This is a genomic window from Streptomyces sp. NBC_01016 (assembly GCF_026341035.1).
Classification (GTDB): Bacteria; Actinomycetota; Actinomycetes; order Streptomycetales; family Streptomycetaceae; genus Streptomyces.
The window spans coordinates 1,697,713-1,714,284 of sequence record NZ_JAPEOQ010000002.1; the positions used below are offsets into that span (position 1 = coordinate 1,697,713).

General features: G+C 71.2%; 16 protein-coding genes and 1 riboswitch. Of the genes, 12 read left to right on the top strand and 4 right to left on the bottom strand.

Annotation, left to right across the window (positions count from 1 at the left end; all coding sequences use genetic code 11):
• Window positions 1-116: 116 nt before the first annotated feature.
• Complete coding sequence (locus OG746_RS34480; protein ID WP_266721877.1) at window positions 117-1,331, bottom strand: MFS transporter; 1,215 nt, start codon at window positions 1,329-1,331, stop codon at window positions 117-119.
• 94 nt (window positions 1,332-1,425) lie between these two features.
• Here OG746_RS34480 and OG746_RS34485 point away from each other — a divergent pair, with 94 nt between their 5' ends.
• Window positions 1,426-2,592: an ROK family transcriptional regulator gene (locus OG746_RS34485; protein WP_266721879.1), complete on the top strand. Its 1,167-nt coding sequence runs from the start codon at window positions 1,426-1,428 to the stop codon at window positions 2,590-2,592.
• Window positions 2,593-2,612: 20 nt separating this feature from the next.
• On the opposite strand, the gene OG746_RS34490 is transcribed toward OG746_RS34485, so the two are convergent.
• Window positions 2,613-3,347: an SDR family oxidoreductase gene (locus tag OG746_RS34490; RefSeq protein WP_266721881.1), complete on the bottom strand. Its 735-nt coding sequence runs from the start codon at window positions 3,345-3,347 to the stop codon at window positions 2,613-2,615.
• A 254-nt stretch (window positions 3,348-3,601) separates the two neighbouring features.
• A riboswitch (FMN riboswitch) is annotated at window positions 3,602-3,733 on the top strand.
• 158 nt (window positions 3,734-3,891) lie between these two features.
• Here OG746_RS34490 and OG746_RS34495 point away from each other — a divergent pair.
• The 9 genes from OG746_RS34495 to OG746_RS34535 all read left to right on the top strand — a co-directional run bounded on the left by OG746_RS34495 (window position 3,892) and on the right by OG746_RS34535 (window position 11,459).
• Window positions 3,892-4,494: a riboflavin synthase gene (locus OG746_RS34495; RefSeq protein WP_266721883.1), complete on the top strand. Its 603-nt coding sequence runs from the start codon at window positions 3,892-3,894 to the stop codon at window positions 4,492-4,494.
• Complete coding sequence (locus tag OG746_RS34500) at window positions 4,491-5,141, top strand: nicotinamide mononucleotide transporter family protein (RefSeq protein WP_266721885.1); 651 nt, start codon at window positions 4,491-4,493, stop codon at window positions 5,139-5,141. Before OG746_RS34495 ends, OG746_RS34500 begins: the two co-directional genes overlap by 4 nt.
• Entirely contained in the window at window positions 5,138-6,472 is a 1,335-nt protein-coding gene (locus OG746_RS34505) for a bifunctional 3,4-dihydroxy-2-butanone-4-phosphate synthase/GTP cyclohydrolase II (protein ID WP_266721887.1), read from the top strand. Before OG746_RS34500 ends, OG746_RS34505 begins: the two co-directional genes overlap by 4 nt.
• Before the next feature lie 36 nt (window positions 6,473-6,508).
• Window positions 6,509-6,994, top strand: coding sequence for a 6,7-dimethyl-8-ribityllumazine synthase (gene ribH / locus OG746_RS34510; RefSeq protein WP_266721889.1), 486 nt, complete (start codon window positions 6,509-6,511; stop codon window positions 6,992-6,994).
• A gap of 83 nt (window positions 6,995-7,077) precedes the next feature.
• Window positions 7,078-7,350, top strand: coding sequence for a phosphoribosyl-ATP diphosphatase (locus OG746_RS34515; RefSeq protein WP_266721891.1), 273 nt, complete (start codon window positions 7,078-7,080; stop codon window positions 7,348-7,350).
• 58 nt (window positions 7,351-7,408) lie between these two features.
• Window positions 7,409-8,257, top strand: coding sequence for an ATP phosphoribosyltransferase (hisG, locus tag OG746_RS34520; RefSeq protein ID WP_266721893.1), 849 nt, complete (start codon window positions 7,409-7,411; stop codon window positions 8,255-8,257).
• A gap of 11 nt (window positions 8,258-8,268) precedes the next feature.
• The gene (locus tag OG746_RS34525; RefSeq protein WP_266721895.1) at window positions 8,269-8,718 is read left to right on the top strand and encodes a PH domain-containing protein; all 450 of its coding nucleotides are present in this window, start codon (window positions 8,269-8,271) and stop codon (window positions 8,716-8,718) included.
• 277 nt (window positions 8,719-8,995) lie between these two features.
• Window positions 8,996-10,333, top strand: a complete 1,338-nt coding sequence (locus OG746_RS34530; RefSeq protein WP_266721897.1) for a hemolysin family protein — start codon at window positions 8,996-8,998, stop codon at window positions 10,331-10,333.
• Window positions 10,334-10,382: 49 nt separating this feature from the next.
• Window positions 10,383-11,459: a hemolysin family protein gene (locus OG746_RS34535; RefSeq protein WP_266721899.1), complete on the top strand. Its 1,077-nt coding sequence runs from the start codon at window positions 10,383-10,385 to the stop codon at window positions 11,457-11,459.
• 31 nt (window positions 11,460-11,490) lie between these two features.
• Here OG746_RS34535 and OG746_RS34540 read toward each other — a convergent pair whose 3' ends face one another.
• Both OG746_RS34540 and OG746_RS34545 read right to left on the bottom strand, forming a co-directional pair.
• Window positions 11,491-13,353, bottom strand: a complete 1,863-nt coding sequence (locus OG746_RS34540; RefSeq protein WP_266721930.1) for an AAA family ATPase — start codon at window positions 13,351-13,353, stop codon at window positions 11,491-11,493.
• A 407-nt stretch (window positions 13,354-13,760) separates the two neighbouring features.
• On the bottom strand, window positions 13,761-14,402 hold the full coding sequence (locus OG746_RS34545) for a uridine kinase family protein (protein ID WP_266721932.1): 642 nt from the start codon (window positions 14,400-14,402) through the stop codon (window positions 13,761-13,763).
• 204 nt (window positions 14,403-14,606) lie between these two features.
• Between OG746_RS34545 and OG746_RS34550 the strand changes: the two genes are divergently transcribed.
• Together OG746_RS34550 and OG746_RS34555 are read left to right on the top strand one after the other, a co-directional pair.
• Window positions 14,607-15,989 (top strand): C39 family peptidase, encoded by a 1,383-nt coding sequence (locus OG746_RS34550; RefSeq protein ID WP_266721935.1) that lies wholly within the window; start codon window positions 14,607-14,609, stop codon window positions 15,987-15,989.
• Between the two features lie 85 nt (window positions 15,990-16,074).
• Window positions 16,075-16,569: a hypothetical protein gene (locus OG746_RS34555; protein WP_266721937.1), complete on the top strand. Its 495-nt coding sequence runs from the start codon at window positions 16,075-16,077 to the stop codon at window positions 16,567-16,569.
• The last annotated feature ends 3 nt before the right edge of the window (window positions 16,570-16,572 follow it).

The window sequence follows — 16,572 nt, forward strand, 5'->3', positions numbered from 1 at the left end:
TCCGCCTTCTGTGGGGGCCGTGAGGTGGGTGGTGCCTGTGCGGCTCGAAATGATCGCTTCATGTTAATGCGACGTAAGTGCGAGCTCGCACCGAGCCACCGCCCACCTGTCCGGGCCTACGAGGCGTGATCCGCCGCCCGTGCGGTGTCGGGTTCCGTCGTCCCCGTCCGCGTACGGTCGCCGCCGCGCAGCACCTTCGCGAACACCACGAGCCCGAACGCCAGCACCGTCACCAGGCCGAACGAGACCACCAGGCTGGTCGCGTCGGCGATCGTGCCGATCGCCGAGGGCGCGATCAGGCCCGAGGTGTACGTGATGGTGGCGACGCCGGCGATGGCCAGGCTCGGATTCGGGCCGCTGCGCCCGGCCGCGGCGAAGCAGAGCGGCACCACGACCGCGATCCCGAGGCCCACGAGACCGAATCCGGCCATCGCGACGCCCGGGTTCGGCGCGACCACCACGAGCAGCGCGCCGAGCGTCGCCACGACGCCGCCGATCCGCACGGTGCGCACCGCGCCGAACCGGTCCACCACCGCGTCGCCCGCGATCCGCGCCACCGCCATCGTGAGCGTGAACGCCGTGGTGCAGGCGGCCGCGAGCCCGGCCGACGTGCCGAGCACATCCCGTAGATACACCGCCGACCAGTCCAGGCTCGCGCCCTCCGCGAACACCGCGCAGAATCCGACCGCCCCGATGAGGAGCGCCGACTTGGGCGGCAGCGCGAAGCGCGGCGGCGCCTCCTCTTCCTCCGTCGGGCGCAGATCGAGCACCCAGCGGCAGACGACCAGGCCCGCCACGGTCAGCACGACCGCCGCGAGCGCGTGGTGCAGCCGCGCGTCCGAGCCGAGATGGGCGGCGATCGTGCCGCCGAGCGAGCCGAGCAGGGCGCCCACGCTCCACAGCCCGTGCAGCCCCGACATGATCGATTTGTCGAGCCGGGTCTCGATCTCGACGCCCAGCGCGTTCATGGCCACGTCCGACATGCCCGCGGTCGCCCCGTAGACGAGCAGCGCGGCGCACAGGGTGAACACATTGGGCGCCAGCGAGGGCAGGATCAGGGCCAGCGTCCACAGCGCGAGCAGTCCGCGCAGCCCGGCGCGGGCGCCGAAGCGGTGGGTGACGCTGCCCGCCAGCGGCATCGAGAGCGAGGCGCCGATCGCGGGGAAGGCGAGAGCGATGCCCAACTGCCCCGCGCTCACGCCCGCGTGCTCCTGGATCCAGGGCACCCGCGTCGCGAACGACCCCGTCACGGAGCCATGGATGCAGAAGACGGTGGCGACGGCGTACCGCGCCCGCTTCAACTCCCTTGGTGCGTACGTCACTTCCTGCATCCCGCGAGCCCTCCCCAAGTCTCCCTTGTGTGCCGCCGTAAACTATCAGGAACCCTGCCTGATAATGCCAGTGATATCCGCGTAGGATCCCGCCATGCCCGCATCGCCCAGAACCGCCCGAGCCATCAACGACCGGCTCGCGCTGCGCCTCCTCCAGGAGGAAGGGCCGCTCACCGCAGGGCAGTTGAAGGAGCGCACGGGCCTGTCCCGGCCCACCGTCGCCGACCTCGTCGAGCGGCTCACCGCGGCGGGCCTCATCGAGGTCGTCGGCGAGGCGGGCGCCCAGCGGCGTGGCCCCAACGCCCGGCTCTACGGGATCGTCGCCGGCCGCGCCCACCTCGCCGCGCTCGACGTGCGCACCGGGGGCGTACGGCTCGTCGTCGCCGACCTGTTGGGCACGGTGCTCGCGGAGGCATCGGTGCCGGTCGGCGCGGGGGAGGAGGCGGGCGCCGCCGTCGAGCGCACCGTCACGACGCTGGAACGCACGGCGAAGGAGGCGGGTGTCGAGCGGCTGCACACCGTCGGTGTCGGCGCCCCCGGCCTCATCGACCCCGCGACCGGCGAACTGCGCGACTCCTCCGGACTGCCGCAATGGCACCGCCGCCTGGTCTCCGCGCTGCGGGAACGGCTGCCCGCGCGGGTGCTGGTGGAGAACGAGACGAACCTGGCCGCCCTCGCCGAGCGGAGGGACGGCGCCGCCCGCGACCGGGACACCTTCGCGCTGCTGTGGCTGGGCCTCGGCATCGGCGCCGCCGTCGTCCTGGACGGAAAGCTGCGGCGCGGCGCGTCCGGCGGCACCGGAGAGGTCGGGTTCCTGCCGGTGCCGGGGACGGCCGGGCTGCCGTCCGCGTCCGGCTGCGACGGAGGTTTCCACTCGCTGGCCGGCTCGGCGGCGATCCTCGAACTGGCCGCAGCGCACGGGCTCGTGGCCCCGGGGGAGCCCCTGGAGAAGGCGGCCGACGTGGTGCGCGACGCGGACGACGCCTTCCTGGACGCGCTGGCCGACCGGGTGGTGCTGGGCGCCGCCGCGGTGGTGGCCGTCCTCGACCCCGGCTGCGTGGTGCTCGCGGGCGAGATCGGCCGCGCGGGCGGCGCGGGGCTCGCCGAGCGGGTCGCGGTGCGGCTGGCCGGGATGTCACCGCTGCCGACCGAGGTCCGGGCGGGCGAACTGGGCGGCGCGGCGGTGCTGCGGGGCGCGCTGCTGATGGCCCGGGAGGTGGCCCAGGAGGCCGTCTACCCGCGCGACGCCACTCGGGGCTGAGCCCCGAGACGTAGGACCGCTCAACGCCGCGCCACATACTCCGCGAACGTCACCTTCCCGACCGCCCGCTCCGGCGCCAGATGCCCACCCGCCCGAAACGCCCCGTACGCCTTCCCGGCCAGCCGCACCGACACCACCGCCCGCCGCTTCCCCGTCGCCTTGAGATACGTACGCGCAAGATCCGCAAACGCGAGAACCTCGGGCCCGCCCATGTCCGCCACCCGCCCCGCCGGAGGCGACTGCGCCAACTCGGCCAGCCGGTCCGCGACTTCGGCCACCTCGATCGGCTGGTCGCTGACACCGGAGGGCAACAGCACCACCGGCAGCTTCGCCGCGACCCGCACGATCGTCGCCACCAGGTCGTGGAACTGCGTCGCCCGCAGCACCGTCCACCCGAGCCCCGACTCCTCGACGAGGCGCTCCACCGCGAGCTTCGCCTTGTAATAGGGGAACGGGACCTCGTCCACGCCGACGATCGAGATGTAGAGAAGGTGCGGGACCTCCGCCCGCCGCGCCGCCTCGATCAACTTGGCGGCAGCCTTCTCGTCACCGCCGGTCTGCGTCGTCGCGCAGTGCACGATCGTGTCCACGCCGGTCACGGCCCGGTCGAGCGCGGGCCCGCCCTCGCGCAGATCCACGGCGTACGGCTCGCTGTGCCTGCTCAGCACCCGCACCTCGTGCCCCGCCGCGCGCAGCCGCTCGGTGACGAGCCGGCCGAGCGTTCCGGTTCCGCCGGTCACCAGGATCGTGGTCATCGCCGTCTCAGCTCCTTCGTAACCGGGCGTCCCCCTGCGGAACGCCCGCGAACATCCGGGCCCTGTGGTGCTCGAACTCGGCGGCGCGGGCCGTGTGTTCGGTGGGGCGCGTGCTGGTCACGCCCTCAGACTGCCAGAACGGCGGCGTATTCCCGCCGGTGGGCGAAAACCAGCGCCGCGGCCTGTGAGTCAGCCCACAGCGTTCGCATGCGTGCAGGTCGGGGAGACGTGGCAGACTGGCCCTGTACCAGAAGCAGCGCACTCCGGGGTCGGTGAAAGTCCGAACCGGCGGTTACAGTCCGCGACCCGGTCACGATCCTGTGGCCGGTTGACCAGGTGAAATTCCTGGACCGACGGTTAAAGTCCGGATGGGAGGCAGTGCGCGGCGGGCGGGCACGTGAGTGCGCGTCGCGGGCTGTTTCAGCGGTTCCCCAGGGGACCGGTGTCGAACGCGGCGTCGCCACAGGTGTCGCAGTCCGTACGCTCTGTCGTCGTCGTACGACAGTGCCCCGGAGTCCAGGCCCGTAAAGGGAGGACCCGGGAAGTGTTCACCGGAATCGTCGAAGAGCTGGGCGAGATCACCGCCGTCGAGATGCTCGACGACGCCTGTCGCTTCCGCGTGCGGGGCCCCGTCGTCACCGAAGGCGCCAAACACGGGGACTCCATCGCCGTCAACGGCGTCTGCCTCACCGTCGTCGAGCACGGGAACGACGAGTTCACCGCCGACGTCATGGCCGAGACCCTCAAGCGCTCCAGCCTCGGCGCACTCGCCACGGGCTCCCGCGTCAACCTCGAACGGCCGATGGTCGCCGACGGCCGCTTCGGCGGGCACGTCGTGCAGGGCCACGTCGACGGCACGGGCACGATCGTCGAGCGGACCCCCTCCGAGCACTGGGAGATCGTCAAGATCTCGCTCCCGGCCGAGCTGTCCCGCTACGTCGTCGAGAAGGGCTCGATCACCGTCGACGGCGTGAGCCTGACGGTCGTCGAGGCCGCCGACGACTACTTCACCATCAGCCTCATCCCCACCACCCTCGCCCTGACCACGCTCGGCGTGAAGCAGGCCGGCGACCCGGTCAACCTCGAGGTCGACATCATCGCGAAGTACGTGGAGCGGATGCTCGGAACCCAGGGCGGTGCGCGGTGAACTGGCTCAACACCGAGGCGTTCACGATCTTCGGCCAGCACATCCTCTGGTCCGACATGATCGGCAACACGATCGGCCTCATCGCCCTCGCGCTCGGCTGGCGCCGCTCCATATGGACCTGGCCCGCCCAGCTGATATCCGGCGCGATCCTGCTCACCGCCTTCGCCACCGCCCACCTCTCGGGCAGCGCGGGCAAGCAGCTCGTCGTCATCGTCGTCGCCCTCTACGGCTGGTGGCAGTGGAACCGCGGCAAGGGCCAGGCGCAGGACGGCTCCATCGCCGTCCGCTTCGCCACCTGGCGCGAGCGCGGCTACCTGCTGGGCGCCGCCGCCGTCGGCACGCTCGCCGTGGGCGGCCTGTTCACCGCGTTCCCGACGCTTTCCTGGGACCCGTGGCCGGACGCGTACATCTTCGTCGGCACCGTCGTCGCGATGTACGCCCAGGCCCGCGGCATGGTCGAGTTCTGGTTCGCCTGGCTGCTCGTCGACCTCGTCGGCGTCCCCCTGAACTTCGCCAACGGCTTCGCTTTCTCCGGCTTCGTCTACGTCATCTACGGCGCGCTCGTCCTGTGGGGCATGCGCGACTGGTGGCTGCGCTCCCGCGCGGCCGCTTCCACCGCCCCGGCCCTGGAAGGAGCCCGCGCATGAGCGCCCGCCCGTCTCCCACCACCGCCCCTTCAAGGAAGGCGCTTCGCGCCGCCCCTTCTGATTCCAACCTCTACGAGGTCGAGGACCTGTCCCTCGACCCGGTCGAGATGGCCGTTCGCGACATCGCCGCAGGACGCCCCGTCGTGGTCGTCGACGACGAGGACCGCGAGAACGAGGGCGACCTCGTCGTCGCCGCCGAGAAGATCACGCCCGAGATCGTCGCCTTCATGATGAGCGAGTGCCGCGGCCTGATCTGCGCCCCCATGGAGGGCGACGAGCTCGACCGGCTCGAGCTGCCGCAGATGGTCGGCCAGAACACCGAGTCGATGCAGACCGCGTTCACCGTCTCCGTCGACGCCTCCGGCGCGCACGGCGTGACGACCGGCATCTCGGCGGCCGACCGCGCGGCCACGCTCCGGCTCCTCGCCTCGGGAGGCAGCCAGCCCGGCGACTTCGTCCGCCCCGGCCACATCTTCCCGCTCCGCGCCAAGGAGGGCGGCGTCCTGGCCCGCGACGGCCACACCGAGGCCGCCGTCGACCTCGCGCGGCTCGCGGGCCTGCGCCCGGCCGGCGCCATCGTGGAGATCGCGGGCGAGGACGGCGTGATGCTGCGCCTGCCCGAGCTCGTCCCGTTCGCCCGCAGGCACGGCCTGACGATCATCTCCATCAAGGACCTGATCGACTACCGCCGCACCTCCGAGCCCACGGTCAAGCGCGAGGCGACCGTCCAACTCCCCACCGCCTTCGGCGACTTCATGGCCTACGGCTACCGCTCCACGGTCGACGGCGTCGAGCACGTCGCCCTCGTGCACGGCGAGCTGGGCGACGGCGAGGAGGTCCTCGCCCGGATCCACTCCGAGTGCCTGACCGGCGACGTGTTCCACTCGCTGCGCTGCGACTGCGGCCCCCAGCTGGAGGAATCCATGCGCCGCATCGTCGAGGAGGGCCGCGGCGTCGTCGTCTACCTGCGCGGACACGAGGGCCGCGGCATCGGCCTCGTCTCCAAGCTGCGCGCGTACGAGCTCCAGGAGCAGGGCCGCGACACCCTCGACGCCAACCTGGAACTCGGCCTGCCCGCCGACGCCCGCGACTACGCGGCGGGCGCCCAGATCCTCGGCGACCTCGGCGTGCGCAGCCTGCGCCTGATGACCAACAACCCCGACAAGACCGACGCCCTCACCCGCCACGGCCTCAAGGTCACCGAGCGGGAGCCGATGCCGGTAACGGCGGGCGAGCACAACCTGCGCTACCTGCGCACCAAGCGGGACCGCATGGGCCACGACCTGCCCTGGCTGGACGCCCCGCGGACGTCCGCCTGCAACAACCAGTAACCCCATTTCGAACGACGTACGTACGAGGAGAAGCGCGTGAGCGGCAAGGGTGCACCCGAACTGAGCGTGAAGAACTGCGGCGACCTGCGCGTCGCCGTCATCGCGGCCCAGTGGCACGAGCAGGTCATGGACGGACTCGTGGACGGCGCCCTGCGCGCCCTGAACGAGCTGGGCATCAGCGAGCCCACCCTCCTGCGCGTCCCCGGCAGCTTCGAGCTCCCGGTCGTCGCGAAGGTCCTCGCGGGCCGCGGCTACGACGCGATCGTCGCGCTCGGTGTCGTCATCCGGGGCGGCACCCCGCACTTCGAGTACGTCTGCCAGGGCGTGACGAACGGCCTCACCCAGGTCACCGTCGACACCGGCGTCCCCATCGGCTTCGGCGTCCTGACCTGCGACACCGAGGAGCAGGCGCTCGACAGGGCCGGCATCGAGGGCTCCAACGAGGACAAGGGGCACGAGGCGGTCACCGCGGCCGTCGCCACCGCCACCACGCTGCGCACCATCGCCGAGCCCTGGCGCTGACGTCCCGCCCGTCTCCCGCCACCGCCCTTTCAAGGAAGGCGCTGCGCGCCCCTCATTCCCAGACGCGTAAAGTAGACGCCACCATGTCCAATAAGACGTTCGAGGAGCTCTTCACCGAGCTCCAGCACAAGGCAGCCAACGGCGACCCCGCCACTTCCCGCACCGCTGAACTGGTCGACAAGGGCGTCCATGCCATCGGCAAGAAGGTCGTCGAGGAGGCCGCCGAAGTCTGGATGGCCGCCGAGCACGAGGGCAAGGAGGCAGCCGCCGAGGAGATCTCGCAGCTGCTCTACCACGTGCAGGTGATGATGGTCGCCCGCGGCATCTCCCTCGACGACGTGTACGCGCACCTTTAAGCCCGCGTACCCACCACCCCATCCGCAACTCACCCCTTACGCAAAGGAATCCGACCTCATGCTGCGCATCGCCGTCCCCAACAAGGGTTCACTCTCAGGGCCTGCGTCGGACATGCTGCATGAGGCCGGATACCGGCAGCGCAAGGAGTCCAAGGAACTCGTCACGGTCGACCCGGACAACGAGGTCGAGTTCTTCTACCTGCGCCCCAAGGACATCGCGATCTACGTGTCCTCGGGCAAGCTCGACATCGGCATCACCGGCGAGGACCTGCTGATCGACTCCGGCGCCGACGCCGAGACGATCCTGCCGCTCGGCTTCGCCCGCTCCACGTTCCGCTTCGCCTCGCGTCCGGGCGCCGTGAAGGACCTCGCGGACCTCGCGGGCAAGACGATCGCCACCTCCTACGAGGGCATCGTCGGCAAGTACCTCGCCGAGCGCGGCGTGGAGGCCAACGTCGTGCACCTCGACGGCGCCGTCGAGACCGCCATCGAGCTCGGCGTCGCCGAGGCCATCGCGGACGTCGTCGAGACGGGCACGTCCCTTCGGAACGCCGGCCTGGAGGTCTTCGGTGAGCCGATCATGCGCTCCGAGGCCTGCGTCATCCGCCGCAAGGGCGAGACGACGGACGACCCCAAGGTGCAGCAGTTCCTGCGCCGCCTGCAGGGCGTCCTCGTCGCCCGGACGTACGTGATGATGGACTACGACTGCCGCGCCGAGCACCTGGAGAAGGCCGTCGCCCTGACGCCCGGCCTGGAGTCGCCGACCATTTCCCCGCTGCACAACGAGGGCTGGGTCGCCGTCCGCGCGATGGTCCCGGCCAAGGGCGCGCAGCGCATCATGGACGACCTGTACGCCCTCGGCGCGCGGGCCATCCTCACCACGGCCATCCACGCCTGCCGCCTCTGAGGACGTCCACCATGTCCGACCAGCCCAGCCTGCCCGTCACCTTCCGGCCGGGCCGCACCCGCGCGGTCCTGCACACGCTCGGCGCCGCGTCCTTCGTGGTGATCACGATCGTCGCGCTGCTGCTCGGCGGCCTGAGCCCGGGGGAGAAGGTCAGCTTCGTCTTCACCGGGGCGCTCTTCTGGGGCGTGCTCTGGCTGCTGGCCCGTCCCAAGGTCGTCGCCGACACCGAGGGCGTCACGGTCGTCAACGTGGCGCGCAGCCGCCGGCTGTCCTGGGCGGAGATCGTCCGGGTCAATCTGCGCCCCGGCGACCCCTGGGTCTTCCTCGACCTCACCGACGGCACCAGCATGGCCGCCATGGGCATCCAGCCCGGCATGGCCAAACAGTCGGCAATCCGCGACGCGAAGGCGCTCCGCGCCCTGACGGAAGCGGCACACCAGTCAAGCCCCGCCGGCGATTGAGGCGCGGGGTCCGGGGCAGAGCCCCGCGACGTCAACCCCGGTGCCACCGACTCCGGGACGAGTAGCCCCTGACACATCGCCCCCCGGCTTGATTAACCTGGTCCCGGGGCGCGCCACAAGTGCCGCCCCGCCCTCACCCCGCCACCCGGCGGAGCCAAGGGCTCCTGCGAACCGAGGAGTGACTCCCTCCAGCGATGGACGGATCGTCCGGTAGTACCTGCGCCGCCCCCTCCCGACACGGCACGCCCCGCGCGCCGATGTCCCCGGAGGCGGCGGCATGACCATCCCGTTGCTGCTCCTTGCGGCCGCTTTCCTCCTGATCCTCGCCAACGGCTTCTTCGTGGCGGCCGAATTCGGCCTCGTCACCGTGGAGCGCCCCGACGCCGAGAAGGCCGCGGCCGCGGGCGACAAGCGCGCCCGTACGGTCGTGAACGCCCTCAAGCAGCTGTCCTTCCAGCTCTCCGGCACCCAGCTCGGCATCACCATCACCTCACTGGTCGTCGGCATGCTCGCCGAACCGGCCCTCGCCGAACTGCTGCGCGGCCCCTTTGCCGCCGTCGGCATCCCCGACGGCGCCGCCGGCGGCATCGCGGTCGTCGTCGGCATGCTGCTTGCCGCCGCCGTGCAGATGGTGATCGGCGAACTCGTGCCGAAGAACTGGGCGGTGTCGAAGCCGCTGCAGGTCGCCCGGTTCGTGGCCGGCCCGCAGCACGCCTTCTCCCGCCTGTTCCGGCCGGTCATCGCCCTGCTCAACGCCGTGGCGAACCGCATCGTGCGCGCGCTCGGCGTCGAGCCCGCCGACGAACTCGCCTCCGCCCGCACCCCGGGCGAACTGGTCTCCCTGGCCCGGCACTCCGCGCAGGCGGGCGCCCTCGAACAGGACACGGCCGACCTCTTCGTACGGACCCTGTCGCTCGCCGAGCTGACCGCGCAGCACGTCATGACGCCGCGCGTGAAGGTCAGCGCGCTGCAGTCGTCCGCGACCGCCGAGGACGTGGTCAATCTGACCCGCGCCACGGGCCTGTCCCGCTTCCCGGTCTACCGGGAGCGGATCGACGAGATCATCGGCATGGTCCACCTCAAGGACGCCCTCGCGATGCCCGCGCACGAACGGCTGCGCACGCCGGTCGGCCGCATCGCGCAACCCCCGCTGCTGGTCCCCGAGACCCTCCCCGTACAGCCCCTGCTGGCCCGGCTGCGCAGCGAGCAGCCGATCGCCGTCGTCGTGGACGAGTACGGCGGCACGGCCGGGGTCGTCACCCTGGAGGACATCGTGGAGGAGCTCGTCGGCGAGGTCCGCGACGAGCACGACGGCCTCGACCTCCCCGAACTGGCGGTCGCCCCGTCCGAGGACGGCCGCCCCGCCTGGGACGCCGACGGCAGCTGCCGCGTCGACATCCTGCGCCGGATAGGCCTCGACGTCCCCGAGGGCCCGTACGAGACGGTGGCGGGACTCGTCGCCGATCTCCTGGGCCGCATCCCGGCCCCCGGCGACAAGGCCGAACTCCCCGGCTGGCGCCTGTCGGTGCGAGCGGTGGACCACTACCGGGCAGAGCGCGTTCGCCTCGTGAAGACCGCCGACGCGCCCACGCCCGTCCTGGAGGCGGCCCGATGAGCTCCCTCCCGTCTCCCACCGCCGCCCTTCCAAGGAATGAGCTGCGCTCATGAGTGTTCTTCAGCTCGTCTTCGCGGCCCTGCTGGTCCTCGCCAACGGCTTCTTCGTCGGTGCGGAGTTCGCTCTCGTGTCGGTCCGCCGAAGCCAGATCGAACCCATCCCGGGCAAGCGGGCCAAGCAGGTCCTGTACGGCCTGGAGCACCTGCCGCAGATGATGGCGGCGGCCCAGTTCGGCATCACCGTCTGCTCGCTGACCCTGGGCGCGGTGGCCGAACCGACCGTGGCCCACCTCCTGGAGCCCGTCTTCGAGGCGGCGCACGTCCCGCACGGCATGATCCACCCGCTCGGGTACGTGATCGCGCTCGCGGCCGTGGTCTTCTTCCACCTCGTCATCGGCGAGATGGTCCCGAAGAACCTGGCGATGGCGGCGCCGGAGAAGACGGCGCTGTGGTTCAGCCCCGGCCTCGTCGCCTTCGCCCGCCTCTGCAAGCCGGTCACGATCGCGCTCGGCGCGTGCGCCCGTCTGATCCTCAAGGCCTTCCGGGTCGAGCCCAAGGACGAGGTGGAGGCGGTCTTCACGAGCGAGCAGCTCAACCGTCTCGTGGAGGACTCGGGTCAGGCGGGTCTCCTCGCCCCCGAGGAGCAGGAGCGCCTGGAGGACGCCCTGGAACTGGGCTCCCGCCCGGTGACGGACGTCCTGATCGACCGCGCCTCCCTGGTGACGGTCGGCCCCGCGGTCACGCCGGCCGAGATCATCGGGCTCACGGCCCGCACGGGCTACTCGCGCTTTCCGCTCTGCTCCGAGGACGGCGCGTTCATGGGCTATCTCCACGTGAAGGACGTCCTCGACCTGATCGACGGCCCCGACATGGACCGCGCGGTGCCGCAGCAGCTCTGGCGCCCCATGGCCACGCTGCGGTCCGAACTCCCGCTGGACGACGCCCTCACGGTGATGCGCCGCGCCGCCACCCACCTGGCCAAGGTCGCGGACGCCTCCGGCCGCGTACTCGGCCTGGTCGCCCTGGAGGACGTCCTGGAACTCCTGGTCGGCGAGGTCAACGACCCGGCCCATCGGGAGAGCCCACGAGTCCCGGAGGCCCGAAAGCGCGAGGGGGCGCTGGCGTAACTTTTCTGGGCGGGAGCCGTCCGCCACCGCGTCACCCGGCGGACGGCCCCCGCCCCGACAACACCTCTCCATACGCCTGCATCAGATCCGGCAACCGCAACGTCGCCAGGTCATCCCGAGTGGGCTCCACCGCATATCCGGTCAACCGTAAATCGCGATACGCACACGACTTCTCGTACAGCGTCCGCAGGAACCGCCCGTTCCCGAGCTCGTCGATCCACCCCTGGTCCACCACATGCCCGGCGATCGAGCGGAGCTCGTCCCGCGCCTCCTCGTCCCACACGTCCCCGTTCTCCGCGGCCAACACCTCGCCGATGGAGGTGAGTTCGAGCGGCCGGTACGACGGGAAGTCGACCCGCGAAGTGAACCGCGACGAAAGCCCGGGGTTGGCGGCGAGCAGCCGGTCCATCCCCTCCGGGTACCCGGCGAGGATCACCACGAGGTGATCCCGGTTGTCCTCCGCCCGCTTCAGCAGCACCTGAAGCGCCTCGTCGCCGTACGCGTCGCCCTTCCCGTAGCCGGAGTTGGACAGCGCGTACGCCTCGTCGACGAACAGCACCCCACCGAGCGCCGAGTCGATGAGTTCATTCGCCTTCACGGCCGTCTGCCCCAGATACTCGCCCACCAGGTCCGCCCGCTGCGCCTCGACCAGATGGTCGCCCCCCAGCAGCCCGAGCGCGTAGAAGACCCGCCCCAGGATCCGCGCCACGGTCGTCTTGCCCGTACCCGAGGGCCCGGAGAACACGAAGTGCCGTTTCGGCGGCTGGACCGGAAGCCCCTGGCTGGACCGCAGCCGTGCCATGTTCAACTGGGCGGACAGCGCCTTCACTTGGCGCTTCACGGGCTCCAGGCCCACCATCCGCTCCAGTTCGCTGAGCGCCTCCTCCAGGAGCACCGGATCCGTGCTGCTGGCCGGCGGCGGCGCGGGCACCGGCACCACGGCCTTCTCCCGCACCATGTCGGCGTCGTCGGCGGCCGAGCCACCGGGAGGCGGCAGATCGGGGTCGGTGACCTTCAGATCCCGCCCGTCGCTCTCGTACAGCGGATCGCCGATGTCACCTTCGGGCCCGTCCTGATACCCCGTCATGGACAGGGGCGCGAGGTCCGACCCGTCGCCGAAGTCCCCGTACCCGTCCCCCTCGGCGATCGCCGCGAGCCGCGCGGAGGTGTCCATGAAGGCGGGGTCGACCCGGTGCACCGCCCGGTACAGAGGGAGCGCGGCCGCCGAACGCCCGGTGCCCTCATGGGCCCTGGCCAGCCAGTAGCGCAGCTCCTTGCGCTGCGGCTGCTCGCTGCGACAGCGCATCAGGGCCGAGGAGAGCAGCGGCTCCGCCTGCCCGTACATCTCCAGGCGCACCCGGGCCATGCCACCGAAGAGACCGGCCTCGATGCCGAGCATCGGGTCGTCGGTCAACGGGTCGGTGTGCCGGACCAGTTGATCCCAGTCCTTCACCAGGTACGAGCGGCAGGCGTGCAGGAACCGCACCTGTGGATCCGCGTCGAACGGCGGCAGGGTCGCCAACGCCCGATCCAGGTCCGGGACATGGCGCCCGTCCAGCCAGTGCGAGGCGTGCGCGAGCAGCAGGTCGCGCGGGTGCTCGAGCACCGGCTGCACCCACCAGCCCAGCCAGTACCAGGAGTTGAGCGTGCGCCGGTGGCGCATGCGCTGCTCGCCGAACCGGTCGCGGTGCCGGAACATGCGCAGCAGCGCCGTCGTCGTGTCGACGCGCAAGGCGTGCAGCCCGAGCCAGCCGTCGGCCATCCCCGGGTCCATCCGTACCGCCGTGCGGAATTCGTCCTCCGCCTGCGGATACGCACCCATGGTGTAGGCGTCGACGCCTCGCAGCCAGGCGAGGTCGGCCGGGCCGGCCTGTGCACCGGTGCCGAAGTCCATCACGTCCCCCACAAGCCGTGCCCCCGATGAACCGCTCTGTCATGGACGGGAGTTGTCACGATGCGGACAGCGAGCCGTCCGTAGACCGCACCGAGGGCATCGTACCTGCGGGGGTGAGCTCGGCCGTAGGGCGCGACCCGGTCGGATCGGGGTCGGGGCGGGGGGATTCGGCGCAGGTGAGCGTGGTGCCGAATGGTGACCGAGGGTGAGCGAAGGACGCCTCGGTGCGCCCGGGAAGGGGCGTTGAGGGCAGAACGAAGCCCCCGATCACGGGGGAACAACCGGGGGCTTCGCGTCTGTAGGCGGTCCCGAAAGGCCGCACATTGAGAACGTAAGTCCTGTACGGCCCCTCGGTCAAGCAGAGTTGGAGCTCTCGCGGAAAGTGGCGGAAGGCCGTTTCCATAGGTTCACCGGACCGCTGGCGGTCCATCACTGTGAGTGATGGACCCCTTCAAGGTTGGGATCCCACGAGGCCCTTCCCGCATCTCATATCCCTCTGGACACTCGCGTACCAAAAGGTGCGCGAAGGGGAGGGAAGGGTTCTCTTTGAAGTGCTCCCGCTCCGCTGGGATCCAGCCGTCCCAGAACTCCCGCTGCGCCTCGCCGTCCCGCGCCCGCCCTCGTGCCCACGCCGCCTCGCCGGGCATGTCGAGCCACAGCAACATCGCGAGTTCCGGCCGAAGTTCGCCCCGCCCCGCCCCGACGCCCTCGATCAGGACGACGTCCGCGGGCGGCAGTTCGCGCGCGGCGGTGTAGCGGCGGGCGTTCCAGTCGTACGTCTCGTAGCGCGCGGCCTCGCCGCGGGAGAGCGGGTCGAGGACCTGGGCGCGCAGCCGCTCGGTCCAGCCGAAGAGCGCGTCGTGGCTCGCGAGGTCGTCGATCCGCAGGACCGGCGCCCCGCCGAGCGCCTCCGAGAGCCGCACCGCGAAGGTCGACTTGCCGGAACCCGCGTGCCCGTCGATGCCGACGAGCCGCACGGGGCCGCAGGAGGGCGGCAGCCGGCGGATCCGGTCGGCGCAGTCGGCGAGGGGCACATGGTGGTAGCTCACGGCCGCAAGGGTACGACGCCGCCCGGATCGGTTTCGCGCGCGCCGCCGCAGGTCATGCCAGTGGTGAAGACCAATATTCGTGCTGGTGCCCCGCTGCGAAACGCTGGTGGAAATCCCGCCCCGGCGGCCATAGTTGGCGCACCCTGTCACGTCAGTCTCCGTCTCCGTCACGTCCGTCAGAACCGACGACCGAGGGATCAGCCGATGACCCGACCCGAAACCCCGTCCCCGCTCTCCCGGAGAACCGTTCTCGCGGCAGCCGCGGGCGTCGCGCTCGCCACGACGGCCGCGACGGGCGCCGCGCGCGCCGCCACGCCCGCACACTCCGCGCGGAAGGGCGCCGTGAACCGCCTCGTGGACAACCACACCTGGACGTCGTCCGCCGACTGGAACTCCGGCACCGCGCACGGCACGCGCGTCGTGAGCGGCGCGCGCCCCGGCGTGACGATCGGCGCGCCCGCCGGCACGACGACGTACACCGATCCGCATCTGAAGAAGAAGGCCCAGTGGGAGTACGCCGAGTGGCTCTCCCCGGTCCACGCGCTCTCGGCCCCCGCCACCGAGGTCATCGCGTCCTGGAACGCGCACACCCCGAAGGGCACCTGGATCCAGATCGAACTCCAGGGCACCTACACGGACGGCGCCACGACCCCCTGGTACGTCATGGGCCGCTGGACAGCGGGCGACGACAAGGACGCCGACATCCGCCGCACGTCCGTGGACGACCAGTCGGACGGTAAGTCGAGCATCTGGACGGACACGTTCTCCATCGACGACGCCGCCTCGGGCCTGCGCCTGGTCTCGTACCAGCTGCGCCTGACCCTGCTGCGCGCGCCGGGTTCGAAGGCGGCGCCCACGGTGTGGCGCCTGGGCGCCATGGGCTCGGACGTCCCGGACCGCTTCACGGTCCCCGCGTCCAAGCCGGGCCTCGCCAAGGAGCTGAAGGTCCCGCGCTACTCCCAGAACATCCACGTCGGCCAGTACCCCGAGTACGACAACGGGGGCGAGGCCTGGTGCAGCCCCACGTCCTCGCAGATGATCATCGAGTACTGGGGCCGGAAGCCGACGCCCGCGCAACTGGCCTGGGTGGACCCCTCGTACGCCGATCCGCAGGTCTGCCACGCGGCACGTTATACGTATGACTACCAGTACGAGGGCTGCGGCAACTGGCCGTTCAACGCGGCGTACGCGGCGACGTACAAGGACCTTCAGGGCGTCGTCACCCGCCTCTCCTCCCTCGGCGACCTGGAGAAGCTGATCGCGGCCGGTATCCCGGCCATAACGTCCCAGTCGTTCCTCAAGGAGGAGCTGACCGGCGCGGGCTACGGCACCTCGGGACACCTGATGACGGTCATCGGCTTCACCGCCGGTGGCGACGTGATCGCCAACGACCCGGCCTCTCCCAGCGACGCCGCGGTCCGCCGCGTCTACAAGAGGCGCGAGTGGGAAAATATCTGGCTCCGAACCAAGCGCTACAACGCCGACAACAAGGTCGTCTCCGGCACCGGCGGCGTCTGCTACCTGTACTTCCCGGCCGCCCCGACCGAGAAGCAGCGCAAGGCGCTGGCGGCGGTGGGCGTGCGCTGACCGTCGCGCGGACCGATGAATCGGACCGCCCGCCGTGGTCTCCTCATGCGAAGGGGCACCCCTGTGAGGAGACCACGGAGACACCATGCGGCAGCAGAACACGAACCACCCGGCCCTGGCCACGCTGGACCCGCTCCTCGGCGAGTGGCGGCAGTGGGCACTCGTCGAGGGCGCTCCCGGCGGCCGGATCGGACCGATCCCGACCTCGTACGCGCGCACGCCCGACGGCGGTTTCCTCGTGCAGCGCGCCGACCTCGCGCCGGACACCGCGGCCGCCCTGCCGGAGGGCTGGCGCGAACACCACCCGTTCCCGACCGTCGCCCACATCGGATACGACGACGCCGCCGGGCGCTTCACGATGCTCTACGCCGACGGGCGCGGCGTCTCGCGCGTGTACGGGCTGCGCCTGACCGACGGGGAGTTGCGGATCTGGCGGTCCGCTCCGGACTTCCACCAGCGCTTCTCCGCCCGGTTCGACGCGTCGGGGGACACGCTCACGGGTGCCTGGGAGGCGTCGAAGGACGGGGAGGCGTGGCAGACGGACTTCGGGGTCGTGTACGAGCGGGTCGCCGGCCGGTGAGGC